Here is a 22,072-nt window from a genome sequence, read left to right as displayed (position 1 = left end):
GGGCTTGGGAAGCGCATGCACATCAACGCCGTCCAGACCGACGAGGACGACGAACAGGACATGATCAGGCTCGCGCAAGCGGGCGATACGGCTGCCTTCGGGTGGCTCTACGATCGGTACCTGCCGTCGATCTACCGCTACACCTACAGCAAGACCTCGTCGCGCAGTGCGGCCGAGGACCTGACCAGTGAGACGTTCCTGCGGGCGTTCCGGGCGATTGCCCGCCGGCCGCGGGCACAGCTGAACTTCGCGGCCTGGCTGGTCACGATCGCCAGGAACGTGGTGATCGACCACCACCGTTCCGGTTGGAGCCGGCTGGCGGTCGTCACCGACGAGGTCGACCCGCAGGTCGACGAGTCGATCGGGCCTGAGCAGGCCGCGCTCGCCTCGGTCGGTGAGGCGTCGCTGCGCGGCGCCGTCGACCGGCTGCCGGACGACCAGCGCGAGTGTCTGATGCTCCGGTTCTTCGCCGGCCTGTCGATCAGCGAGACGGCGGCCGCGATGGATCGCACCGACGGAGCGATCAAGCAACTCCAGTTCCGCGCGACCAACCGGCTGCGCCGCCTCCTCAAGGACCTCTGAATGCCTGCACTGTAAGGGCTGCGAAGCGGCGCGAGGCGGCGACTCGCGCCGCCGGCGTGGACGCGTGCAGACCGCGGTGCGCGGTCAGCATGATGACGAGATCGCTCAACTCGAAGTCGCGGCGCAGCTGCCCGCGTGCCTTTGCCCGCCGCGCAAGAGTTCCGACCGACCTCAACGTGAGCTCGCGGCTGTCCGCACTGTCGACCGCGTCCGGGTACGTGGCCAGGAACGCGTCGGTGAAGCCGCGGTTGTGCACATGCAGCTCGCAGATCCGCTCGATCACCGCACAGAAGCCCTGCCACGGATCCGTCGCGGCCAACCCGTCCTCGACGATCTGCTGACACGCCCTCGCCTGTTCGACAAAGGCGGCCGTCGCCAGCGCCTGCTTGGTCGGGAACCGCCGGTAGAGCGTCGCCGGTCCGACACCGGCCGCACGGGCGATGTCACGCATCGGCACGGTCAACCCCTCCTCCGCGAACAACCTGCGCGCCGCGGCGAGGATCCGAACGCGGTTGTCCTCCGCGTCGGCGCGCAGCTTCTGAGGCAATTGATCGCTCACCGCTCTCACTCTAGCTAACCGGACACCGGTGTCCACTTAGTCTCGAAGGAGTCGAGAGGAGACGAGAGTGAAGGCAGTGGCCGTCAAGGCGTTCGGCGGACCCGAGGGCTTGAGCGTGGTGGACCTACCAGCGCCCGAGCCCGGCACCGGTCAGGTGCTGATCGCGGTCGAGGCGATCGGGGTCGGTGGCGTCGATGCGTTGATCCGCGGTGGATCGCTGCCCGGGTTTCGGGAGGGGCTCGTGCTCGGATCCGAGGTCGCGGGCACGGTGGTTGCCGTCGGCCCCGATACCGACGAAGATTGGGTCGGCCAACGAGTATGGGGATTCACCGGACTCGGCGGCGGGTACGCCGAGCAGGCGGTCGCGTCGGTGGAGGACGTCCTTCCGTTGCCGCCCGGGTTGTCCGCGGCCGGCTCGGTGACGCTCGGGGGTTCGGGGGTGGTCGCGCATTTCGCCCTGGCCCACGCGCGGTTCCGTGCCGGTGAGTCCGTCCTGGTCCGGGGCGCGGGCGGCAGTATCGGCATCCTCACCGTGCAGCTCGCTGCGGCGGGTGGAGCTGCCGAGATCGCGGTGACGACCTCGTCGGCCGCGCGTGGTGCGTTGTTGCGCGACGTCGGGGCGACGCAGGTCCTGGATCGCTCCGGTGCGGGCGCCGCGTCGGCGTACGACGTGATCATCGACGTCGTCTCCGGGCCCGACGTACCGTCGTTCCTGGAGAAGTTGCGGCCGAACGGCCGGATGGTCGCGGTCGGCGCTGTCGGTGGGCCACTACCGGACAGTCTGGGTACGGCGTTGATGGCGAACTTCCGCAGGTCGTTGTCGTTCGCAACGTTCAGCGCGGACACGGTGCCACCGGCGGATCGACAGGCCGTTCGGGTCGCGCAGTTCGCGGCCGCTGCCGAGGGGCGGTTGCCGGTCGTCGTGCAGGCGGAGCTGCCGTTGGACGATGCGGTGCTGGCGCATCAGCAGCTGCAGCGCGGCGAGGTGTTCGGGCGGATCGTGCTGGTGCCCTAGTCGTCGTCGGTCGGTTCGGTGGTCGCGAGCTCGATGAGGCGTTCGGCGACCTGGGCGCAGCGTTCCTCCGCGCTGCGGGAACTGCTGGTGAAGCGGAGGCGGGCGGTGGCGGTAAGCGGTTCGGCGCGGACCTCGATGATCGCGCCGCCGGGGCGGGCCTGGACCGAGATCCAGATCCGGACCCAGCCGCCGAGGCCGCTGCGGAGCCGGAGGATCAGCTCGTCCTCGGGGCGCCAGCGTTCGACCAGGGCGACGGTCAGGTGCCGGTTCTGGGCGTGACGCATCCGCGGTTCGCGGCCGTCGTACCGCTGGACGACGCTGCCCTTCTGCGGCCAGTTGGGACTCGCGCGTACTTCGGGCGGCACGGTCACCATCCAGCGCGCGAACGTCGACGCGTCCTGGATCACCCCCATGACGGCGTCCACGCCAACGGCGCCGAACCGCCATGCCATCACCATCGAAGCCGCTTCCCTGTTCGCAACACGTACCGGTCCCGTGTTTATCAGGTACCACCCCCCGCTGGCACCTTTCACACGGGCCCACAGCGAACTCGGGCGAACGATCAGCCCGGGGTGTGGAAGTGCGCAGCGTCCAAGGCCGACTGCAACGACCGGCGATAACCGTCGGAGGTGAACGTTGCACCCGAGACCGTGTCGATGTGCGCGCTCTGAGCGGCAAGCGCTTCCTGACGGAGCTGCGGAAGCGCGAACGAGCTGATCTCCCGGTCGCGACCGCCGGACGCCGGGTAGACGAGCGGATCCACGGCGACCAGCCGGTTCGTCCGGATGGTGATCCGCAGCTGCACGGGTCCGTAGCGGGTGCCTTCCGACGTGCCGTTCACGGTCAGGTCGCCGGTACCGGACTGGACGACACCCGGCGTGGCCGCGGCGGCCGGATGATCCACCCGGTTCGTGCTGCTCGGATAGAGGAACAGCAACAGCAGCAGTACGCCGGTACTCCCGCCGACGACGAGGTTGCGCCGCAGCCGGGTCATCGGCCCAGGTGCGCGGCGTCGAGCGCCGCTTGGAGTGATTGGCGGTAGCCGCCGGAGGTGAACGTCGCGCCGGACACCGTGTCGATGTGGGCGTTCTGCGCCGCCATGGTCTCCTGGTTGAGCTGCGGTACGGCGTAGGAGTTGATCCGATCGGTCTGGCCGTCTCCACTCGGATGCTGCAGCGTGTGCGCGTCGACGATCCGCCCGCCGCGCGCGGTGACCTCGACCTGCACCGGGCCGTACTGCGTCTGGACGACAGAACCCGCCACGACGATCGACTGGCTTGTGGGAGTCGGCGTTTTCGTCGGGGTGTGCGTGGGCGGCTGCGTGGGTGCTTGAGTAGGTCGCGCGGAGCGTCTCGCGTTGCGGCTGGTGGGGTGAGTCGGGCGAGCCGACTCGTGGACGGGTGCCGGGCTGCTCACGATCGCGGCCTGTCCGGTGGTCGTGGTGCCGGTCTGTAGGCTCGTCTTGAACGCCACCGCGACCACCGCGGTCGTCGCCACCGTCATCAGCAATCTGATTCCGCGCCTCACGCGGTGTCTCCTCTCACCATGAGAACCGTTCCTGATGCAGCTGGTTCGCGGGCAGTCCGACCGCGAGGACCGCCTTCGCCAGCGCGTCCATCCACTCGTCCGGCCCGCACACGTACACGTCGTACTGCTCGATCTCTGGCACGAGCCGCCGTACGGCGTACTCGTCCGACCACGACGCCGCGCCGTCCGGCAGCCACGACCTGCGGCGCCGCAACCGCGGTCCGAGCAGGTAGTGCACCGCGATCCCGCGCCGCTGCGCCAGCTGCTCCAGCTCGGCGCGGAACACGAGGTCGTCCGCACTGTGCGCGCGGTACACCAGGACGGCGTTTCCTGGTTGGTAATCGAGCTCCTCCAGCAGCGCCCGCAACGGCGTGATACCGATGCCGCAGGCAAACATCGCGATGCGGTCCGTGACGCGACGCTCGGCGGTCAGCCGTCCGTACGGGCCTTCGACCGCGACCCGCGTACCGGGACGCAATCGCGCCAGGCGACTGCTGCTGTCACCGGCCGCCTTCGCGGTGACGCGGATCCGATCGGGCGACGGCGAGGCGGACAACGAGTACGGGTTGCCGCGTGACCAGCCCGGTCCGTCGAGGAAGCGGAACACGAAGTACTGCCCGGCCCGTACCGGCATCCGATGCAGACCGCGGCCACCGAGGACGACGGTGACCACGCCCGGCGCCTCGGGGATCACCTCGCGCACGGTGAGCCCGTGCCGAAGGGTGCGCCAGGCGGGGAGGAGCAGTCGGTACACCACGATCGCGCCGGCCGCGACGCCGTACGCGGTCCACCAATACACGCGGGCGAGGTGGGAGGCGGTGAAGTCCGCACCGGTCCAGATCTCGTGCGGCACCGAGAGGCCGACGCCGACGTACGCGTACAGGTGCAGCAGGTGCCAGGACTCGTACCGCAGTACCTTCCGGGCAGCCCGCACCGAGGTGACCACGACGACGGTCAGCGCGATCGCCGCGGCGGTCGCGAGCAGCATCCCGCCGTACGTCGTGACAACCGTCCACGTCTCGTGAATCAGGTCGTTGTGGTCGCGGAGCGTGTAGCCGACCAGGATCAGCACGATGTGGACGAGCAGCAGGTTGAACGACCAGAACCCCACGAGCCGATGCCGTCGCGCGAGCTCGTCCTGTCCGTAGCTCCGCTCGATCATCGGCACCCGAGCCATCAGGAACACCTGCACCAACAACAGATCCGCCGCCACCAACCCGGCCAACCGCCCCACCGTGGTGATCAGCTCCGCCGGCCCACTCCCCAGACTCTGCACCCCCCGCCCCGAAACCCAGAGCGCAACAACAACCAGCACACTCCCCCAACACAGCACCCCCACGACATCCCGCCACCACACCGGCGTCCGCAAAACCCGCCGCCGCACCCGCATCCGCGACCGGCCGGGCTCACGCCCCGCAGGCGCCCCGACACCGCGTGGTGTGCGAAAGCCGAGCTCGTCCCGCAGCCCCCCGCCCGACGTCCGACCGCCCGGCGCACCTCCCCCGCCCCGACCGCCCGGCGGGGGTGCTTCGCCTTGGGGGCGGGGTGGGGGTGGGGAGGTCATGGGTCTGACGATGCCTGGGGATTCTTAGTTGTTTCTGGGAGGGCGGGCAGGACCAGTTCGAAGGTTGCGCCGACCTCGCTCGGTGCCAGCCGGAGTTGCCCGCCGAGGCGGTTGGCCACGTCGTGGGCGAGCGCCAGTCCGAGCCCGTAGTGCGCCCGCCCCCGACGCTGGCCCCCCGAGTCGAACCGGCGCAGCACCCGTTGGGCAGCCTCCGGCGCCAGACCAGGCCCGGTATCGCTGACGGACAGGATCACGTCCCGCCGGTGACGCCGTACGACGATCCGCACCTCACCCCCACGCGGCGTGTGGTCGATCGCGTTGTCGACCAGCGCCATCGCCGCCCGCCGGATCGCACTGGCCGAGCCCAGCGCAGGCATCCGGTCCCGATCCGCGGCCGACCGGAGCCGGACGCCGACCTGCTCCGCATGCGCACCCGCCGCATCTGCCACGTCTCGCGCAACACTGACCAGATCCACCGGCTCGTGGTCTTCGGCCCGCCGTGGATCCGCGGCCGCCAGGAGATCGTCGACGATCCCCGTCAACCGCCGCGTGTCGCGGATCACCCCGTCCGCGTCCTCGAGCACCTGTTCGCTCACCCCGTCGCGATGCAACGCCCGCCCGAGCAACTGCGCCCGCGTACTCAGCAACGTCAACGGCGTCCGCAACTCGTGCCCCGCATCAGCCACGAACGCCCGCTGCAACGTCAACGCCTCCGCCAACGGCCGTACGGCGCGCCGCCCGATCAGCACGCCCAGCAGTCCCGCCAACATCAGCGCGAGCACCGCCGCCAACCCCATCGCCTGCAGCATCCGCGCCCGTTCCCGATGCGCCGGGGCCAGATCCAGAACCGCCTGCACCGGCCGCCCCTTCACCAGCCCGGTCGCGATCCGGTACGACCCGTCCTCGGCCTCGATCGTCGTCACGTCGACCTTCGACGCCGCATCGGTCCGCAACGCCGCCAGGTCGGCCCGCAGCTCCGCCGGCAGCCCCGGCGAAGCCGACCCACCCATCACCAGCCACGTCCCGGCCGGCGGATCACCGACATCGTCCGCGGTCGCGATCGCCGACCGCAGCAGGTCATCGGCCGCACCCTGTTGCCCACGAACCATCACGACCGTCACCAGCGCGATCAGCAGCAGCATCGCGACCGCGACCAGCGCCGCGGCCTGGACGGCGACCCCGCGCGCGGCCCGCCGTACCAGCACCTCGTCGCCGATCGGATGCGCGGTCATGGGCCGCCCAGCCGGTACCCGAGCCCCCGCACGGTACTGATCACGCCTTGCCCCAGCTTGCGCCGGCAGTAATGCACGTAGGTGTCGACCACCGTTTCCGACTCCGCCTCGTCGAACACCCGGTCGAGCAGGTCCGCGCGGCTGAACACCACCCCCGGACGCGCCGCCAACAACCCCAGCAGGTCCGCCTCGCGCTCTGACAACTCCACCCGGCCGCCCGTGGCCAGGGCCACCGTCCGGCTCGCCAGCTCTAGCAGACCTCCGGGTACGGCGAGTTGTCCGGCGTGATCCAGGTGCCGCCGCAGCAATGCCCGAACCCGGGCCAGCAGCTCCGCCACCTCGAACGGCTTCGGCAGGTAGTCCTCCGCGCCGGCGTCCAGCCCTTCGACGCGATCCTCGGTACTGTTCCGCGCCGACAACACCAGAATCGGGGTGCCCACGCCACGACTCCGCAGCCGGGCAATCAGATCGAGCCCCTCGACGGCAGGCAGTCCGCGATCCACGATCATCGCGTCGAACGGACGCGTCAGCGCCAGGTGCAATCCGGTATGCCCGTCCGCCGCCCGCGTGACGGCGTACCCCTCGGAGTCGAGCACCCGGTCGAGCATCCCGGCCAGGTCCGCGTCGTCCTCGATCAGCAGGACCCGCGAGCTCACGCCAGGCCCCAGCCGTCCGTCGCCTGAAGGTTGCCGTCGGCAAGCACTCCGAGCCCTTCGTACCCAGGCGGCAGCACCGCGGGCCACTCGTCCCCGGCCACGAACGCCGCGGTCGCAAGGATGTCAGCGTACTCGAGCGACGGCCCACTCACCGACATTGACAGCCACCGGCTCTCCACGGCCCGCCCGGTCCGCGGATCGTAGAGGTGCGCACCCCGGGCCGCCGTACCACTCGTCGCCACCGCTCCCGAGTGCCGCGCCAGACTGGCCACGATCCGTCCCGGATCACGCGGATCCTGGATCCCGATCGTGAAGTCCTCCGCGCTCGGGCAGCTGATCAGTACGTCGCCACCCGCATTCACGCACCAGTCAACGCCGTCGACCGAACGCAGGGCCGCTGCCGCCCGCTCGACCGCCCATCCCTTCACCAACCCGGACGGGTCCCAGCCGCCGTCGGGCAGCTCGGCCGAGAACAACCCACCGGTCAGCTCCCGCGCCGCCACACATCGCTCGGCGACATCCTTCACCTCAACGGAAACTGCATCCCAGCCCACGTCACCGCGGCTCAACCGGCTGACCTCGCTGTCGGATCGGTACAGCGAGAACACCCGATCGACCTCACGAAGCGCGGCGTACAGCTCCTGCACAGCAGCGTCGGCACCGAAAGATCCAGCGGACGGTCCCCGGGCGAGCACACTGATGGGCATTCCCATCACTTGCTCGACCCAGCTCCGCCTCATGATGCCGACGCCAGAGCCCGCTCCCTGTGAACAAGCTGAGCGGTGTACGCCGCGACATGCTGCGCGATCACGCGCTCCCACGTCATCCGGGGCGCCGTCTGCAGATTGTGCGACTGCAGCCGCTCGAGCAGGGCCGGCTGCCTCAGCAACGCCGCCGTCGTCCGCGCCATCTCGGCGTCGGTGTCGACCAGGAACCCCTCGACGCCGTTCCGGACGAACTCGCCGACGCCACCCGTCGACATCGCCACCACTGGCAACCCCGCGCACCGCGCCTCGAGGGCTGCCACGCCGAAAGACTCGAGCTCGGCAGGCGCCAGATACACGTCCGCGGTCGCGTACAACTCCCGCAACTCGAACCGGGTCAACCGGCCGGGCAACTCCACCCACGGCGCGAGATCGCGCCGCCGCGCATCGAGCGCCCGCTCCCGCGGACCCGAACCGGCGATCACTCCACGCAGCTGGATGCCAGGCGGAACCAGCTCCCGGATCGCCGCCAGCGTGTCCAGCAAGGCGAGCGGCCGCTTCCGCCGCGCCAGCCGCATCGTGCTCACGATCGTCAACGGATGCCGTTCGCGCGCGGCCGGTCGCCACGCGGCCGGATCGACGCCGTTGTGCAGTACGTCGACCACGCGGCCCGGCAGCGAGCGCCGCATCGCGGAGGCAACGGCCGCGCTCACCGCGGTCCACCCGACGTCACCGACGTACCGGTCGAGCTGCGCCAACGGCCACGGCATCGTTGGCCCCGGCAACGAATGCATGGTGACGACCGCGGCCCGCGCCAGCCGGGCGGCCCGCCAGGCGAGCGGTGACACGAGCGACGAATGCGCGTGCACGATGTCGTACGACGGCAGCTCCGACCGCAACCGGTCGACCGAGGCGCGCGACGGCATGCCGGCCACGGACGGCAGCCGCACCACCGGGACGTCGGCCGGCGGTCCTTCGCAGAGCGTGTAGACCGTGACCTCGTGCCCGGCGCGGATCAGTTGGACGGCGAGATCGTGGACCTGCAACTCGATCCCGCCGAGCGCCGGCAGGTAGACGTCGCTGACCACCGCGATCCTCATGCGGCCACCGCCTGCGGTGCGGAGCGGCGTTGCAGCGAGGTCCAGATCGCAAGCATCACCCCGCCGACCGGGATCTCCATCAGGAACGTGAACCCGCGGAACAGCAGCAACCCGGCCGCAACGCCGGCCGGGTCGCCACCGAGCGCGACCAGCGCCGCCGACGTACCGATCTCGACGACACCCGCGCTGCCCGGTGTGATCGGTACCAGCGTCAGCAGCCGCTCCACCGCGAGCGCGGTGAACAGTACCGCCAGGCCCAGAGGGACGTGCAGGACCTGGAAGCACAGCCACAACAGCGTCAGTTGCAGCGCGAGGTACGCGACCATCCCGCCGGTCATCGGCCGCCAGCCGGTACGCATCAGGTACAGCGTCGTCCGTCGGAACCGGGGAAGACGTTCCTCCAGACGCGAACGCCGGAACACCCTGTCCAGCCGGCGGCCGATGGTCTGCGCGACCCGCTCGTCGGCGAGCATCCACACCCCGACCAGGACGGCGACCGGTACCGGGAGGAACAGCAGACTCCCCCGGCCGAACGCCGCGGCGCTGTGCAGGATCGGCGTCAGGCCGAGCGCGACCGCGATCACGCCGAGTTTCGAGGCCACGTTGAGCAGCGTCGTCACGGCCAGGAAGCCTCCGAACGCGCGCCGGGTGAAGCCCCAGCGGCGGACCATCGTGAAGTTCAGCGCGGTACCGACGGCGCCACCGAGCGGGAGAACGTTTGCTACCGCGCTGCCGGTCAGGCTCAACGTCAGGCCGCGGCGCTTGGTCAGTCCCGGCATGGACGCGGCCAGCACGAACGAATGTGCCCACAACCCGGCGATCCAGACAACAGCGAGCAGTACCAGCGAGCCGACCGACACCCGTTCGAGTACGTTTCCGACCTCACGCCAGGTCGAGCCGACCGCTCGCGGCAGGAACACCACGAGGGCCCCCGTTACCAACGCACTCAGGACAGAGGTCAGCAGCCGCCGTTGCCACCCTGCACGCCGTTCTTGCTCGTTCATCGGTCCCAGCCTGTCTCTCCGGTGCTGAGAGGGTGCTGAGAGCAAGTGGCCCGACCGGGTCCGGCGTGCGATCCTCGTCAGATGGCGGGGTCCTACACCCTGGTGGCGTTCCACGCGCACCCGGACGACGAGGCCTTGCTGATGGGCGGCACTCTGGCACGGCTCGCCGCGGAGGGACATCGTGTCGTGCTCGCGGTCGCCACGGACGGCGAGGCGGGGGCGGCCGCTTCGCCGTACCGGTCCGGTCCGGGGCTGGCCGCGGTCCGGAGGGACGAACTGGAGCAGTCCGCGGCGGCGCTCGGCTGTGCGCGGGTGGTGCGGTTCGGGTTCAAGGACTCGGGTTCGTCCGGCCCGCCGGCCGAGGGCGGATTCAGTACGCTTCCGGTCGAGGAGGCCGCGCAGCCGCTGATCGATCTCTTGACCGAGGAACAGGCCGACGCGCTGACCGTCTACGACCCGGCCGGTGGGTACGGGCATCCGGACCACCGGCAGGTCCACACCGCCGGCACCTACGCCGCCGCCCGGGCCGGTACGCCATTGGTGCTGGAGGCAACGATCGACCGGCAGCTGATCCGCCGGCTGATCCGGATCGTGGAGGCGATCCCTGGCGTACTGCCCGCGGTCACTGCGGCGTCGTACGACGATGCCTACTCCCCCCGCTCCGCGATCACGCATCGGATCGACGTACGGCGGTACGCCGCCCAGAAGCGGGCGTCGTTCGAGGCGCATGCCAGCCAGGCGAGCTCCGACGAGGGCGCGCGGACGCTCTCGCTACTCCTCAAGCTCCCCCGCTGGCTGTTCCGCGCGATGCTGGGCCGGGAGTGGTACGTCGAGCACGGCCGGACCCCCGGCGCGCCGCTCGACGACCTGTTCGCGACACTCAGATCCGGCTCCTGAAATTCAGCTGAGATCCCCGGCAACTTTTCGGGCCGGTCCGGATTCCAATCCGGTACGACGGAGGCCGGGGAAGCCTCCGCGTCAGGGGAGGAACCACCATGATCCGCAAGACCGTAGGACTGGCCGCGGCCGCCGTGCTGGCGACAGGGATCGGCACTGCCGCAACGGCTCAGGCGCAGCAGACCAACACTCGACAGAATGCGGCGACCGCGTGCGCGCTCCGGCTCGGCTCGGTCACCTCGACGGGCGCGTTCACCAGCCGGATGATCAACGCCACCACACCGATCACCGTCGGCGGGGTCCGGGGCACGGCCGGGGTGTTCGGCGCCAACCAGGTCCAGCACATCAGCACCTTCAACGGCACGCTGCTCGGCGCCGGCGGCGAGACCCGGACCGGGCTCACCGTGATGGGCGGCGCGCTGTACTCGAGCACGTTCACCGTGGACAGCGAGAGCCAGCTCGACCCGCACTACCCGCACAACAACCTCCGGATCGGCGGCGGCTGGAGCAACTACCGTTGGATCGAGCAGTCGGTCCTGCAGCCGCACGACGCCCAGAACCCGTCACGGATCCAGCTGTACGGACAGCGCACCGACGGCACCACGATGCGCTGGACCGCCGACGGCAACGGCTGGCGGAACACCGCCGGCGCCGGGGGTCTCAGCACGGTCAAGGGCATCGCGCTGATCGGGCGGACGGCGACCACCGAGACGTTCCTGGCCAACACCCGGTCCGGTTCGCTCGTCACGGTCACCTGGCCGACCAAGTACCTCGCCGCACCGAGCAGCAAGGTGGTCCGGAGCAGCACCTGGCAGGGCTTCGAGCAGCTGATCGCGACCAAGTGCGGCACCAACGGGACGTTGCTGCTCGGCATCGACCGGGACACCAAGTCCGGTTACCTGTACGCCGTCAGCCACGCGAACGGCACCAGCACCGTGATCAAGAGCCTGGGCAAGGTCCCGCTGACCTTCTCCGACCCGCAGTACTTCCGGATCGCTCCGAGGTACGACGTACTCAACGGAGGCTGATCCCCGCACCACCCCACGCCCTACCCCCACACGCCACCCTCCGGCAGCACGTCCGGAGGGTGGCGTCGCCGGTTGCCGTGCCGGTCCCGTTAAGATCCGGGGAGGAGGACATCCAGTGGAGCAGCACGCCGTCGACCCCTTGCCCAAGGGCGCGGTCGACTCCGACGTCGACCTGCGGGTCGACGGCCGGGACCGGCGGACGCCCGACCCGTTGCTCCTCAGCGTGATCGCGGCCGGCGGCGCGATCGGCGCGACCGCGCGGTACCTCGTCGGCCTCGCCTGGCCGGCCCCGCCGGACGGGTTCCCGTTCGGCACGCTGGTGGTCAACATCGTCGGCTGCGGGTTGATCGGGATCCTGATGGTCCTCGTCACCGACGTCTTCACCCAGCAACGGCTGATCCGCCCGTTCGCCGGTACCGGCGTGCTCGGCGGGTTCACCACGTTCTCGACGTACGCCGTCGACATCGAGCGGCTGATCTCCGAACGGCACGCCGGGACCGCTCTGCTCTACCTGGCCGCGACGGTCGTGGGCGCCCTGCTCGCGGTGCGTTCGACGGTCACCGCGACGCGAGCGCTGATCATCAGGCGGAGCCGATGACCCGCCTCCTGCTGGTGATCGCGGGCGGCCTGCTCGGCGCGCCCCTCCGGTACGTCGTGGACCGCGCCGTGCAGTCGCGGCACGACTCGCTGTTCCCGTGGGGCACGTTCAGCGTCAACGTGGTCGGTTCGCTGATCCTCGGGTTCCTCGCCGGCGCGTCGACGGCGTTGCCGCACGGCGTACAGCTCTTCGTGGGCACCGGGTTCTGTGGTGCGCTGACGACGTACTCGACCTTCTCCTATGAGACCGTGCGGCTGTTCGAGGACCGGGCGCGGTTCCTTGCCGGTGCGAACGTGATCGCGAGCATCGTCGCCGGTCTGGGCAGCGTCTTCCTCGGCGTCGCGGTCAGCCAGGCCATCTGGAGCTAGCGGTCGCGGACCGCGATGCCCGGGTAGTCGAGGACCAGACCAGCCGCGTCGTACGTCAGCTCGCATTCGAAGTCGAAGGTTGACGACTCGTAGTGGAACACGTGCCGCTGCTCGTCGGAACTCGTCAACGTGTACCGCTGCTCGAGGCGCGTGACAGTCAGATCCTCCGCACGGACGAACGCCGCCGGCACCTCGTACGACGTGCCGACCTCGAACGGCAGGCGGTGGATCGGGAGGGTGTTGGTGACGGCCGACGACTCGAAGTCGACGTCGAGGCACCCGTCGAGGTCCGGGCGGGCCGTCCCGTCGACAGTCCAGCCGTCGGGGGTCCGTCGGAGCACGACCTCATGATCTCCGTCGGCGGTCGAGTTCACCGCGTGCACCGACTCCGTCGTCCAGTCCGCGTCGACGGTGATGTCGTAACCGACGTACCACAGCAGGTCACCCTCGCGTGCCGACGTACGGCCACGCAGCCGGCCGGCGCTCGCGAACAGCACCTCGAATCCGGTCCGTACTCCGGTGTGCGTCCACGATGCGGCTACCGGCAGGGCGGTCAATTTCATGCCCCGACCCTAGCCGCCTATCGTGGTTCAGGTAGGCGTTTTCCAGCCGATTGTCAGGGGGATCGATGCACGACCGGCCCGAGTCCGCGGTGGCCGTCGTGCTCCGTTCGCGGTTCTACCGTTCCGCGTTCGTGTCGTTGCTGATCGGCGGCATCGGAGTGTCGTCGGCGACGCCGCAGCTGACCTTGTTCATGGTCCGCGAGCTGCACACGCCGTTGCCGGTCGCCGGTTTGTACTACGTGACGAACCTGGCCGCGCCGCTCGCCGGGTATCTCGTCGGGCGCTGGTCCGACCGGGCCCACGACCGGCTGCTGTGGTTCCGGGTGTGCGCATTGATCGGGACCGTCGGCTGGCTGGCGATGGCGGCGTCGACGACGGTGTGGATGCCGTTCGCGATCAGTGCGCTACTGCTGAGCATTGCCGGTGGTTCGATGGCGCAACTTTTCGCTGCCTGCCGCGACGAACTCAGCCGGCACCCGACCCGGGCCGAGAACCGGGTCGTCGCGACGATCCGGATGGCGTTCACGATCGGCTGGATCCTCGGACCGGTCTTCGGCAGCTGGTTCGGTGGCGTCTTCGGGTTACGTCCGTTGCTCGTGGCAACGGCCGTCTGCGTGTTCGCGCAGCTGCTCCCGCTCGGCCGGCAACGCGTCGAGCGGTACGCCGTCCCGCGCCGCGACCTGTCGATCGAGCGCCGGCGGATCGACCACATGCTCCCGTTGCTGACCTTCACCGCGGTCTGCGTCCTCGCGATGACCGGCGACACGATCAAGTTCGGCTACCTCCCGCTCTACATGGCCGATCAGCTGCACGTGTCGGATGCTGTCCGCGGCGCGGTGATCGGCATCCAGCCGCTGATCGAGCTCGCCCTGCTCCCCGTCGTGGCCCGGGTCGCCGACCGATTCGGGGCGATCCGCGCGATGACGGCGGGCGCCGTACTGGGGCTGGCAGGCAACCTCGCGTACGCGCTCAGCACCTCGGTCGCCGGGCTGTTCCTCGGCCAAGCACTCACGGCCGGTTTGTGGTCGTGCGTCGGTGCGCTGGGCGTGACGATCGCCCAACGCCTTTACCCCGAAGGTGTCGGCACCGCGTCCGGCGTCTTCCTCAGCGCGATCTCGCTCGGTTCCGCGATCGGCGGCACGATCGGCGGCATCGGCGTCGCCGCCATCGGCCTGCCGCACGTGTTCTTCATCCCGGCCGGGCTGACCGCGCTCGCCGTCGTCGCCTTCGTCGTCCTCAGCGTGCGCGAGTCAGCCTAAGCACCGGTCACACGAGGTACGTCACACGAGGTAACGGTCCCCCGGACGGACGATCCGGAACCAACGGCAGCCGTACGAGGGAAGCTCGACCGTCATCGTCCCGTCCTCGCGGACCTCCCAGGTCCGGTCGGCGAACAGGTCGACCGCGCGGACCCCGACCCCGGCCCCCGCGACGGCCAGCGTGACCTTCGTATCCGCGGGGGCGAAGTTGTGGACGGCAACGATCGTGCCGCCGTCATAGTCCGAGCGGTGCGCGAACACCGACTCCGCCTCGGTCTCGAGGATCGTGCAGGTCCCCCAGGACAGTTCCGGGCACTCCCGGTAGCGGCGGATCAGCAGCTTCATCCAGCTGAACAACGAGTCCCGGTCCCGCCGCTGCGCCGCGACGTTCACGTTCTGCGGACCGAACTCGCCCTCGACCATCGGCGCCGGCAGGTCGTTCGGATCGGCGGTCGAGAAACCGCCGTTCACCTCGGCGGTCCACTGCATCGGGGTCCGCACCGCGTGCCGGTCCGGCGCCGCGAGGTTCTCCCCCATGCCGATCTCCTCGCCGTAGAACAGCACCGGCGTACCCGGCAGCGAGAACAGCAAGCTGTAGACCATCCGGATCCGGTCCGCGTCGTTGCCCAGCATCGACGGCAGCCGCCGGCGCAGACCACGACCGTACAGTTGCATGTTCTTGTCCGGCCCGAACGCGTCGAACACTTCCTGCCGTTCGGCGTCCGACAGCTTGTCCAGCGTCAATTCGTCGTGGTTCCGGACGAACATCGCCCACTGCCCCCGGCCCGGCGGGTCCGGCCGCTCGTGCAACGCCTTGACCAGCTCGGCCGGATCGCTCCGGGCCAGCGACAGGTAGAGCCGCTGCATGGTGATGAAGTCGAAGCACATCGTCAGCTCGTCGCCGTCGGTACCGTAGAAGCGCTGCACGTCGGGATACGGCAGGTTGACCTCGCCGAGCAGCATCGACTGTCCCTGCCGGCGGTCGAGGAACGACCGCAACTCGCGCAGGTAGTCGTGCGGATCCGGAAGGTTCGCCGCATCCTCCGCGCCGGCGGTGTCGAGCAGGAACGGCACCGCGTCCACCCGGAACCCGGACAGTCCGAGCTCGGCCCAGAAGCCGATCACCCGCTCGATCTCCTCGCGGACCTCTGAGTTCGCGATGTCCAGGTCCGGCTGGTACTTGTAGAAACGGTGCAAGTAGTACTGTCCCGCTGCTTCGTCGTACTGCCACAGGCTCGTCTCCTGGTCCGGGAAGACGACGCCCTTGTCCGCGTCCGGTGGCGGCTGGTCGCGCCAGACGTACCAGCCCCGGTACGGCGATTCGCGCGAGGCCCGCGCACTCTGGAACCACGGGTGCTGGTCGGAGGTGTGGTTGACGACGAGATCGGCGATCACCCGGATGCCGCGGTCCTTGGCCAGCGTGATCAGCTCGACCAGGTCGCCGTGCGTTCCCAGCCGGCGGTCGACGCCGTAGAAGTCGGTGATGTCGTAGCCGTCGTCGCGGTCCGGCGTCGGGTAGAACGGCATCAGCCACAGGCAGGTCACGCCCAGCTCGGCCAGGTGATCGATCCGCTGACCCACGCCGCGGAGGTCACCCCGCCCGTCACCATCGGTATCGAAGAACGTCTCGACGTCCAAGCAGTAGATCACGGCGTTCTTCCACCAGACGTCCGCAGTCTCAGACAGGCGCATGCCCGGCAAGTACCCCGCGCTCGGGTCTCTACACGCCGGTGGAGAGCACGGCAACCAGGACGGACAGTGCGACACCGCCGAGAACGATCAGCGCAACGACCAGCAGCGGGCTCTCCGCTGGCGGCTTCGGGTGAAGCAGCTCGTCGAAACGGGACAGATCGGGTCCCCACCCCAACGGTGGCGGCCGATCCACGGGATGACCGCCGTACGTCGGGATCCTTCCGTCCGGCAGCGCAGGCGGATGCGACTCCGGTGGCACTGCCTGTTCCTCTTCAGGCATCTGTGCTCCTCCCACAGCACTCCCACTGTGCAACACGTGACGGCCGGTTGGCACCCCCCGGATTTCCCTTTCACCGACGGTCGACCTGTAGTCACGTGACGTATAGGCGCAGGTGGCCGAGTCCTGTCATTGTCGTCTAGTTCCTTTCCGCCCTGAAATAAATGAGGAGCATCCCATGCCCAGACGAACGCTCGGCGTTGTCCTCGGCACCGCCGCGTTGATGATCACCTCGGCGGCGATCGCGTACGCCGAACCGCCGCAGCACCTCCCGCAGAACGCCGACGGCTACGAGCAGTCGTTCTCGCCCGCGTACGACTACGACACCGACGGTTGCTACGCGACGCCCGCGATCGGACCGGACGGCACGCTGAACCCGGGGCTGAACCCGACCGGCGCACTGAACGGCAACTGCCGCGACCAGTCCGACCTCGACAACTCCCAGACCTACTCGCGCGAGAAGTGCAACAACGGCTGGTGCGCGATCGTGTACGCCAGCTACTTCGAGAAGGACCAGGCACTGCCCGGGAGCAGTCTCGGCGGTCACCGGCACGACTGGGAACACGTGATCTCCTGGGTCGACCAGGCCACCAACCAGGTCGAGTACGTGACCACGACGCAGCACTCGAGCCAGGTCACGTACACCCGTTCGCAGGTCCGGTTCGACGGTACGCACCCGAAGGTCGTGTACCACAAGGACGGCGCCAGTACGCACTTCTTCCGGCTGGCCAACAGCAACGACGAGCCGCCGGAGAACCACTACCACACCTGGCGCTACCCGCCGCTCGTCGGCTGGAACGGCTACCCCAGTACGTCGTTGCGCGACACGTTGATGACCGCGGACTTCGGTGCCGCCACGATCAAGATCACCGACAAGGACGACCGATTCCGCAACCTGCTCAACGCGTCCAAGCCGTCCGGGATCCCGTTCGATCCCTGGAGTTGATCAACCCGGCGTGCTGGTGAGTGTCTCGACAATCAGGTCGATCATGGCCGCATGCCGTTTGGTGGCGGGCTCGAGCTGCCCGAGGGCGACCGTGTCCAGGAAGACCCGGCTCACGACGAGCTCGGCCGCGGTCTGCACTCGGGCCCGGTCCGCCACCACGTCGTCGGCATCGGCGAGTACGTCAGCCACGGTCGCGCTCGCGTCCGCGAACATCTCGGCCGCCCGCGACGCGATCTCCGGCCGGCCCTGTGCCTCCCGGAACACGATGATCCGGACCGCACGGTCGTTCTCCAGCTCCTCGGCCATCTTCGCCACGACCGCCCGCAACCGCTGTCGTACGGTCCGGCCGCGCGCCGCGGAGCGCAGTACCTCACTGGGTGCCGGGCGTTCCTGCACCACCGCGAGCAGCAGGTCGAGCTTGGTCGCGAAGTGGTAGAAAACCAGCCCCGACGGTACGCCGGCCTCGGTCGCGATCCGGGCCGTCGAGGTCGCGTCGTACCCGTGCTCCGCGAACAGCCGCTCGGCGGTGTCGATGATGACCTGCCGCTTGGTGCTGCGCGAGCTGTGGTGCTGCGGGGATGCGGTCATGAGGGTTGAGGAGCGGGCCAGACCTCGCCTTTCCGCTCGGCAGCGAGCACGGCGGCCCGCTTGAGGGACTTGAACACGTAGTCCGGTACGCGGAGGCCCCGGCGATGGGCCCACAGCAGCTCGTGTTCGGCCCGCCCGACCTGCTGTGCGTACTTCCGCAGCTCCGCCTCGCCGCCGTTGCTCAACCTCAGTCTGTCCATCACGTCCCCGAACTGCGTGACCTGAAGCTTGTTGTAGGCACCCACTACTTCGAACGTACGCTTCCGGAGCCCGCGCGTCAGCCATTTCTGCCAACCCGACAGCTGATCCCACAGTTCCTGGGCCGCCATCTGGTAGTACGCGAAGTGGCCGGGCTCCTGGCGGCGGATCGGCGCGACCACCGTGGCGGCGATGGCACGCTCGCCGAGCTCGACCAGTCCGGCGTGCAGCTTGTTGTACGCGAGGACGGCGGAGCGCTCAGTGGCGAGGCCGGTCAGGTAGTAGAGCATCCGGCTGATGTCCTGGACGCCTGGCACCTTTCCGAGTGCGCCGAGGAACTTCAGGCTGAACGACACCTCGTCCAGGTTCGCCTCGTGCGGCTGGACGCCGAGCAGCTCCTGCAGCTTGTCGAGGATCTGCCCGTGCCGGGTCTCCTGCGGCATCCAGACGTCGGCATAGAAGTGCCGGTCGACCTCGGGCGGGTCCGGGAGCAGGATGTTCAGCTCGAGCACGTTGCGCTCGACCTCGAGCTCGACACGCGTCATGTAGGCCAGCACCGGGCCGAAGCGTTCGGCGAGCACGGCGGGCTTCTTCATCGTGTAGTCCACACCACCGAGCGGAATCGGCGGGTGCTCCTCCCCCAGCCGATCCACATGCTCAGCCAGCCGCGAGTCCTCCCCGCGACGCCCCCGTCGACGGGGAATCACCAAATCACTCAAAGACACCCGCCAAGGTTAACAACTAACTGACTGATCAGTCAGTCACTCAGCTGTGACTCAGGGAACAACCAGGGTCCCGCCCTCGCTCCGCTCGGGGGCGGGGTGTTGACCCGAACTCCGCTCGGAGGCCGGGGTGGTGAACCGAACTGCGCGCGGCGGGGGTGAACCGAGCTCCGCTCGGGGGCAGGGTGTTGAACCGAGCTTCGCTCGGGAAGGGGTGGGATCGAGCCCTCGCCCCGGGGCGAGTAGGTGAACCGATCTCGCCCGGGGCGGGGTGGTGAACCGAGCCTCGCCCCTGGGGCGTGTGATCAACCGAGCCTCGCCCCTGGGGCGTGTGATCAACCGAGCCCCGCCCCGAGGGCGAGGCGTTGACCGAGCCTACCCCGGGGCGGGGGTGTTGAACCGGGCCTCGGCCGGGGCGGGGGTGTTGAACCGAACCTCGCCCCGGGGGTGTTACTGGGTGGGTGGCCTGGTTGAGGGTGGAGGGGCTACTTTGCGAGGGTGTAGTGGATGGTGTCGTGGCGGAGGATGGTGCCGCTCGCCTTGACGAGCTTGAGGGTGTGGGGGCCGTTCTTCAGGGTGGTGTTGAAGACGGTTCGGTTGGTTACGCGGGCGTCGGCGTGGAGGTTGACGCGTTGGATTAGCTTGCCGTCGACGTACACATCCGCGTCGCCCTGGTCCGGGGCGAGGGCTGTGGTCCAGGCGACGCCCGTTCCGGTGAAGCTGAAGGTGACGGCGGCGCCGTCGGTCTTGGTGGCGTGGATGTCGTCGCGGTAGTCGCCGCGGAACCGGACGTCGAGCGCCGCGTTCCCGACCGGCAGCGTCGCGAGGTACGTCTTGCTGATCGTCACGACGTTCCCGTTCACCGTGTAGTCGGTGCCCTTCACCAGGTCCTTGCCGCCGTACGCGATGCCGTCCAGCTCACCCGGGTCGCGCCCGAGCGTGACGTCGACGTCGGCCGGCGCATTCTTGTCGAACACCGCGGTGTCCGGGTTCAGCAGGCTCTCCTGTCGCACGTTGAGCTTGTCCAGCAGCATGAACTGCCCCGACTTCTTCACCCCACGGATCGTGTGCGTACCGTTCGGCAGGTCCGAGATGCTGTACACCACCTGCTGCGGTTTGTTGTGCCCCTGCGACGGATCCAGGTACGTACTCACGGTCTGCTTGAGCTCACCGTCGATGTAGATGTCGACGTCACCCTGCCCCGGATCGGTCTCGGTCACGTAGTCCACGCCCGTACCCACGAACTGGTACGAGAACGAGTCCCCGTTCGTCTCCGTCCACTGCACGTCGTCCTGGTAGTCGCCCAGACCACGCCCGGAGCTGTAGTTCCAGTTGCCGGTGTAGACGATGCCGGAGTTGTTGTTGTTCACCTCGATCGTCCGCGTCGGCAGGTCGGCGACCTTCGCGGACGCCTGGGAGGAGTCGGTCACCCCCACGGTCAGCGCCTGCGAGACCGCCGGTACCTCGTAGTTGTCGTTCCGCTCCCAGGCTCCGTCGTACGAGACCCGCAGATCGTCGTCGTTCACGGTGATCGTGGCGCCCTTCTGCGGCGTCACCTTGAACAACCGGACGCCGTGGATCGGCACGCTCTTCGCGGTGTAGCTCGAATCGAACGTGCCGAGGTCCTTGCGGTCCCACAGGTCGCGCACCTTAGCGGAACCGTTCAGCCCGAGGTCGGCGAAGTTCATCGTCATGTCGGCGTCCGTCTGACCAAGGTTGAACAGGGCAACGGTGTACGAGCTGTCCGCGTTGAGCGCGTACCACACCTGCCGGTTGGTCTTCGTCGACACCGGGTGCGCCGGACGGCCGGCCTGGTCGACCGCGATCACCTCGGGGTTGGTGAGCAGGCTGAGGCCGTACGAGTCCAGGTTCGTCATGTCGTTGCCGATGTACATCGGCGCCGCGGACACCGCCCACAACGTCGCCGCCGTACGGCGTTCGTCCTTGGTCAGGCCGTCCATCGAACCGTTGCCGACGTCGAGCGAGTCCAGGTCGTTCCAGCCGCCCGGACCCGCGTGCCGCCACCAGTCGGCGAGCTTCGGGAACAGCCGGTTGATGTTCGGCCAGGCGGTCAGCGCCGTACCCGTGCAGTAGCACTCGACGTCCCACTCGATCCGCCAGCCGTTCGCGTACTGCTTCCAGGTGTCGGCGTAGTTGATGTCGAGCGCCCAGGACAGTTCGAGCCAGATGTTGTGCCGCTTCAACGCCTGCGACCAGGCCTTCACGTCGTCGCGGGCGTCGACCGACAGGTCGCTGATCCCGGACCCGGGCGTGACGCTGTCGAACTTCAGGAAGTCCAGGCCCCAGGAGCCGAACAGGTCCGCGATCGAGTCGACGTACTTCTGCGCGCACGGCTTGGAGAAGTCGATCCGGTAGCCGATCCCCCAGTAGTCGCCCTTCTGCAGCGGCAGCACGGGCAGGTCGCCGGTGGTGCACCCCGGGGCGCCGTAGATCGGGAGCTTGGCGTCGATGACCGCCTTGCTGATGCCCGGGATCATGTACAGGCCGACCTTCTGGCCGTTGGCGTGGATGTGGTCGATCACCGCCTGCAGACCGTTCGGGTAGAGCTTCTTGCTCGGCGTCGGGCGCCCGTACGCGTCGATGCCGTCGTTCCAGCCGGCGTCGATGTTGAGGTAGTTGTACCCGTACTGCTGCAGCTTCGCGTGCATCGCGTCGGACTGCTTGATCAGCTGGTCGGCGGTGATCCAGCTGCCGCCGTTCGGGTTGTAGACCTGCATGCTGTAGCTGCTCCAGCCCATGTAGGGCTTGGCGGCCTTGTCCCCGGCCGGACCCGTCAGCGGGGTCGCAGTCGGCGTCGCAGCGGTGGTCGTGGTGGTGGCTGTTGTGGTGGCTGTTGTGGTGGCTGTCGCCGGTGCCGCTGACGACGTACTCAAACCTGTCGGCAGCAGCCCGGCGACGACGACCGCGGCAAGCGCGGCCCGTAACACCCTGCTCCGAACGGATCTGGTCATGGCGGTGACCTCTTCCCAGAG

24 protein-coding genes are annotated in these 22,072 nt (G+C 69.0%); 8 read left to right on the top strand and 16 right to left on the bottom strand.

Annotated features, from left to right (window positions below; genetic code table 11):
* The first annotated feature begins 15 nt into the window (after positions 1 to 15).
* Positions 16 to 582, top strand: coding sequence for a sigma-70 family RNA polymerase sigma factor (locus tag FB475_RS28630; RefSeq protein ID WP_141860179.1), 567 nt, complete (start codon positions 16 to 18; stop codon positions 580 to 582).
* Here FB475_RS28630 and FB475_RS28625 read toward each other — a convergent pair.
* Complete coding sequence (locus FB475_RS28625) at positions 569 to 1,141, bottom strand: TetR/AcrR family transcriptional regulator (RefSeq protein WP_185759484.1); 573 nt, start codon at positions 1,139 to 1,141, stop codon at positions 569 to 571. The two genes, FB475_RS28630 and FB475_RS28625, sit on opposite strands and share 14 nt — an antisense overlap.
* Before the next feature lie 67 nt (positions 1,142 to 1,208).
* On the opposite strand from FB475_RS28625, the gene FB475_RS28620 reads away from it, so the two are divergent.
* Complete coding sequence (locus tag FB475_RS28620; protein ID WP_141860175.1) at positions 1,209 to 2,156, top strand: zinc-binding dehydrogenase; 948 nt, start codon at positions 1,209 to 1,211, stop codon at positions 2,154 to 2,156.
* On the opposite strand, the gene FB475_RS28615 is transcribed toward FB475_RS28620, so the two are convergent.
* The 9 genes from FB475_RS28615 to FB475_RS28575 all read right to left on the bottom strand — a co-directional run bounded on the left by FB475_RS28615 (position 2,153) and on the right by FB475_RS28575 (position 9,943).
* Positions 2,153 to 2,614 (bottom strand): hypothetical protein, encoded by a 462-nt coding sequence (locus FB475_RS28615; protein ID WP_141860173.1) that lies wholly within the window; start codon positions 2,612 to 2,614, stop codon positions 2,153 to 2,155. The genes FB475_RS28620 and FB475_RS28615 overlap by 4 nt on opposite strands.
* A gap of 104 nt (positions 2,615 to 2,718) precedes the next feature.
* Positions 2,719 to 3,150, bottom strand: a complete 432-nt coding sequence (locus tag FB475_RS28610; RefSeq protein ID WP_141860171.1) for an FMN-binding protein — start codon at positions 3,148 to 3,150, stop codon at positions 2,719 to 2,721.
* A complete protein-coding gene (locus FB475_RS37860; protein ID WP_238332495.1) occupies positions 3,147 to 3,683 on the bottom strand; it encodes an FMN-binding protein in 537 nt (178 codons plus the stop codon). The genes FB475_RS28610 and FB475_RS37860 overlap by 4 nt, the downstream gene beginning before the upstream one ends.
* A 13-nt stretch (positions 3,684 to 3,696) precedes the next feature.
* Entirely contained in the window at positions 3,697 to 4,959 is a 1,263-nt protein-coding gene (locus tag FB475_RS28600; protein WP_202878580.1) for a ferredoxin reductase family protein, read from the bottom strand.
* A gap of 284 nt (positions 4,960 to 5,243) precedes the next feature.
* On the bottom strand, positions 5,244 to 6,479 hold the full coding sequence (locus FB475_RS28595; protein WP_141860167.1) for a sensor histidine kinase: 1,236 nt from the start codon (positions 6,477 to 6,479) through the stop codon (positions 5,244 to 5,246).
* Positions 6,476 to 7,135 (bottom strand): response regulator transcription factor, encoded by a 660-nt coding sequence (locus FB475_RS28590; RefSeq protein WP_202878579.1) that lies wholly within the window; start codon positions 7,133 to 7,135, stop codon positions 6,476 to 6,478. Before FB475_RS28590 ends, FB475_RS28595 begins: the two co-directional genes overlap by 4 nt.
* Positions 7,132 to 7,842 carry an FAD:protein FMN transferase gene (locus FB475_RS28585; protein ID WP_202878578.1) on the bottom strand — a complete coding sequence of 237 codons (711 nt, stop codon included), beginning with the start codon at positions 7,840 to 7,842 and terminating at the stop codon, positions 7,132 to 7,134. The genes FB475_RS28590 and FB475_RS28585 overlap by 4 nt, the downstream gene beginning before the upstream one ends.
* 29 nt (positions 7,843 to 7,871) lie before the next feature.
* The gene (locus tag FB475_RS28580; protein WP_141860163.1) at positions 7,872 to 8,939 is read right to left on the bottom strand and encodes a glycosyltransferase family 4 protein; all 1,068 of its coding nucleotides are present in this window, start codon (positions 8,937 to 8,939) and stop codon (positions 7,872 to 7,874) included.
* Positions 8,936 to 9,943, bottom strand: coding sequence for a lysylphosphatidylglycerol synthase transmembrane domain-containing protein (locus FB475_RS28575; protein ID WP_185759483.1), 1,008 nt, complete (start codon positions 9,941 to 9,943; stop codon positions 8,936 to 8,938). The genes FB475_RS28580 and FB475_RS28575 overlap by 4 nt, the downstream gene beginning before the upstream one ends.
* Before the next feature lie 81 nt (positions 9,944 to 10,024).
* On the opposite strand from FB475_RS28575, the gene FB475_RS28570 reads away from it, so the two are divergent.
* The 4 genes from FB475_RS28570 (at position 10,025) to crcB (FB475_RS28555) (ending at position 12,834) form a co-directional block, all read left to right on the top strand.
* Complete coding sequence (locus tag FB475_RS28570) at positions 10,025 to 10,840, top strand: PIG-L deacetylase family protein (protein WP_141860159.1); 816 nt, start codon at positions 10,025 to 10,027, stop codon at positions 10,838 to 10,840.
* A 98-nt stretch (positions 10,841 to 10,938) separates the two neighbouring features.
* The gene (locus FB475_RS28565; protein ID WP_238332494.1) at positions 10,939 to 11,868 is read left to right on the top strand and encodes a hypothetical protein; all 930 of its coding nucleotides are present in this window, start codon (positions 10,939 to 10,941) and stop codon (positions 11,866 to 11,868) included.
* 115 nt (positions 11,869 to 11,983) lie between these two features.
* Positions 11,984 to 12,466 carry a fluoride efflux transporter CrcB gene (gene crcB, locus FB475_RS28560; RefSeq protein ID WP_185759482.1) on the top strand — a complete coding sequence of 161 codons (483 nt, stop codon included), beginning with the start codon at positions 11,984 to 11,986 and terminating at the stop codon, positions 12,464 to 12,466.
* Positions 12,463 to 12,834, top strand: a complete 372-nt coding sequence (gene crcB / locus FB475_RS28555; RefSeq protein ID WP_141860157.1) for a fluoride efflux transporter CrcB — start codon at positions 12,463 to 12,465, stop codon at positions 12,832 to 12,834. The genes crcB (FB475_RS28560) and crcB (FB475_RS28555) overlap by 4 nt, the downstream gene beginning before the upstream one ends.
* On the opposite strand, the gene FB475_RS28550 is transcribed toward crcB (FB475_RS28555), so the two are convergent.
* Positions 12,831 to 13,397: a putative glycolipid-binding domain-containing protein gene (locus FB475_RS28550; RefSeq protein ID WP_141860155.1), complete on the bottom strand. Its 567-nt coding sequence runs from the start codon at positions 13,395 to 13,397 to the stop codon at positions 12,831 to 12,833. The two genes, crcB (FB475_RS28555) and FB475_RS28550, sit on opposite strands and share 4 nt — an antisense overlap.
* A gap of 65 nt (positions 13,398 to 13,462) precedes the next feature.
* On the opposite strand from FB475_RS28550, the gene FB475_RS28545 reads away from it, so the two are divergent.
* Positions 13,463 to 14,656 (top strand): MFS transporter, encoded by a 1,194-nt coding sequence (locus FB475_RS28545; protein WP_141860153.1) that lies wholly within the window; start codon positions 13,463 to 13,465, stop codon positions 14,654 to 14,656.
* Positions 14,657 to 14,677: 21 nt separating this feature from the next.
* Here the strand turns inward: FB475_RS28545 and FB475_RS28540 are convergent, their stop codons facing one another.
* Together FB475_RS28540 and FB475_RS28535 are read right to left on the bottom strand one after the other, a co-directional pair.
* A complete protein-coding gene (locus tag FB475_RS28540; protein WP_141860151.1) occupies positions 14,678 to 16,348 on the bottom strand; it encodes an alpha-amylase family protein in 1,671 nt (556 codons plus the stop codon).
* 28 nt (positions 16,349 to 16,376) lie between these two features.
* Positions 16,377 to 16,628, bottom strand: a complete 252-nt coding sequence (locus FB475_RS28535) for a hypothetical protein (protein WP_141860149.1) — start codon at positions 16,626 to 16,628, stop codon at positions 16,377 to 16,379.
* A gap of 175 nt (positions 16,629 to 16,803) precedes the next feature.
* On the opposite strand from FB475_RS28535, the gene FB475_RS28530 reads away from it, so the two are divergent.
* Positions 16,804 to 17,571, top strand: a complete 768-nt coding sequence (locus FB475_RS28530; protein ID WP_141860147.1) for an NPP1 family protein — start codon at positions 16,804 to 16,806, stop codon at positions 17,569 to 17,571.
* Here the strand turns inward: FB475_RS28530 and FB475_RS28525 are convergent, their stop codons facing one another.
* The 3 genes from FB475_RS28525 to FB475_RS28515 all read right to left on the bottom strand — a co-directional run bounded on the left by FB475_RS28525 (position 17,572) and on the right by FB475_RS28515 (position 22,051).
* Complete coding sequence (locus FB475_RS28525) at positions 17,572 to 18,159, bottom strand: TetR/AcrR family transcriptional regulator (protein ID WP_141860145.1); 588 nt, start codon at positions 18,157 to 18,159, stop codon at positions 17,572 to 17,574.
* Positions 18,156 to 19,010 (bottom strand): GTP-binding protein LepA, encoded by an 855-nt coding sequence (locus FB475_RS28520; RefSeq protein ID WP_238332493.1) that lies wholly within the window; start codon positions 19,008 to 19,010, stop codon positions 18,156 to 18,158. Before FB475_RS28520 ends, FB475_RS28525 begins: the two co-directional genes overlap by 4 nt.
* Before the next feature lie 554 nt (positions 19,011 to 19,564).
* Positions 19,565 to 22,051 (bottom strand): X2-like carbohydrate binding domain-containing protein, encoded by a 2,487-nt coding sequence (locus FB475_RS28515; RefSeq protein WP_141860143.1) that lies wholly within the window; start codon positions 22,049 to 22,051, stop codon positions 19,565 to 19,567.
* Positions 22,052 to 22,072: the final 21 nt, after the last annotated feature.

Origin of the sequence: Kribbella jejuensis, from assembly GCF_006715085.1 — a bacterium.
In the GTDB taxonomy this organism is placed as follows: domain Bacteria; phylum Actinomycetota; class Actinomycetes; order Propionibacteriales; family Kribbellaceae; genus Kribbella; species Kribbella jejuensis.
This window is presented reverse-complemented; position numbering and strand designations above follow the sequence as displayed.

What these genes read in the sequence shown, in the direction of transcription:
- crcB (WP_141860157.1), top strand. Translation starts at nt 12,463, where the DNA reads ATGACCCGCCTCCTGCTGGTGATCGCGGGCGGCCTGCTCGGCGCGCCC.
- FB475_RS28545 (WP_141860153.1), top strand. Translation starts at nt 13,463, where the DNA reads ATGCACGACCGGCCCGAGTCCGCGGTGGCCGTCGTGCTCCGTTCGCGG.
- FB475_RS28515 (WP_141860143.1), bottom strand. Translation starts at nt 22,051, where the DNA reads ATGACCAGATCCGTTCGGAGCAGGGTGTTACGGGCCGCGCTTGCCGCG.
- FB475_RS28580 (WP_141860163.1), bottom strand. Translation starts at nt 8,939, where the DNA reads ATGAGGATCGCGGTGGTCAGCGACGTCTACCTGCCGGCGCTCGGCGGG.
- FB475_RS28595 (WP_141860167.1), bottom strand. Translation starts at nt 6,479, where the DNA reads ATGACCGCGCATCCGATCGGCGACGAGGTGCTGGTACGGCGGGCCGCG.
- FB475_RS28525 (WP_141860145.1), bottom strand. Translation starts at nt 18,159, where the DNA reads ATGACCGCATCCCCGCAGCACCACAGCTCGCGCAGCACCAAGCGGCAG.
- FB475_RS28530 (WP_141860147.1), top strand. Translation starts at nt 16,804, where the DNA reads ATGCCCAGACGAACGCTCGGCGTTGTCCTCGGCACCGCCGCGTTGATG.
- FB475_RS28550 (WP_141860155.1), bottom strand. Translation starts at nt 13,397, where the DNA reads ATGAAATTGACCGCCCTGCCGGTAGCCGCATCGTGGACGCACACCGGA.
- FB475_RS28585 (WP_202878578.1), bottom strand. Translation starts at nt 7,842, where the DNA reads ATGCCCATCAGTGTGCTCGCCCGGGGACCGTCCGCTGGATCTTTCGGT.
- FB475_RS28535 (WP_141860149.1), bottom strand. Translation starts at nt 16,628, where the DNA reads ATGCCTGAAGAGGAACAGGCAGTGCCACCGGAGTCGCATCCGCCTGCG.
- FB475_RS28610 (WP_141860171.1), bottom strand. Translation starts at nt 3,150, where the DNA reads ATGACCCGGCTGCGGCGCAACCTCGTCGTCGGCGGGAGTACCGGCGTA.
- FB475_RS28575 (WP_185759483.1), bottom strand. Translation starts at nt 9,943, where the DNA reads ATGAACGAGCAAGAACGGCGTGCAGGGTGGCAACGGCGGCTGCTGACC.
- FB475_RS28540 (WP_141860151.1), bottom strand. Translation starts at nt 16,348, where the DNA reads ATGCGCCTGTCTGAGACTGCGGACGTCTGGTGGAAGAACGCCGTGATC.
- FB475_RS28615 (WP_141860173.1), bottom strand. Translation starts at nt 2,614, where the DNA reads ATGGTGATGGCATGGCGGTTCGGCGCCGTTGGCGTGGACGCCGTCATG.
- FB475_RS28565 (WP_238332494.1), top strand. Translation starts at nt 10,939, where the DNA reads ATGATCCGCAAGACCGTAGGACTGGCCGCGGCCGCCGTGCTGGCGACA.
- FB475_RS28630 (WP_141860179.1), top strand. Translation starts at nt 16, where the DNA reads ATGCACATCAACGCCGTCCAGACCGACGAGGACGACGAACAGGACATG.
- FB475_RS28570 (WP_141860159.1), top strand. Translation starts at nt 10,025, where the DNA reads ATGGCGGGGTCCTACACCCTGGTGGCGTTCCACGCGCACCCGGACGAC.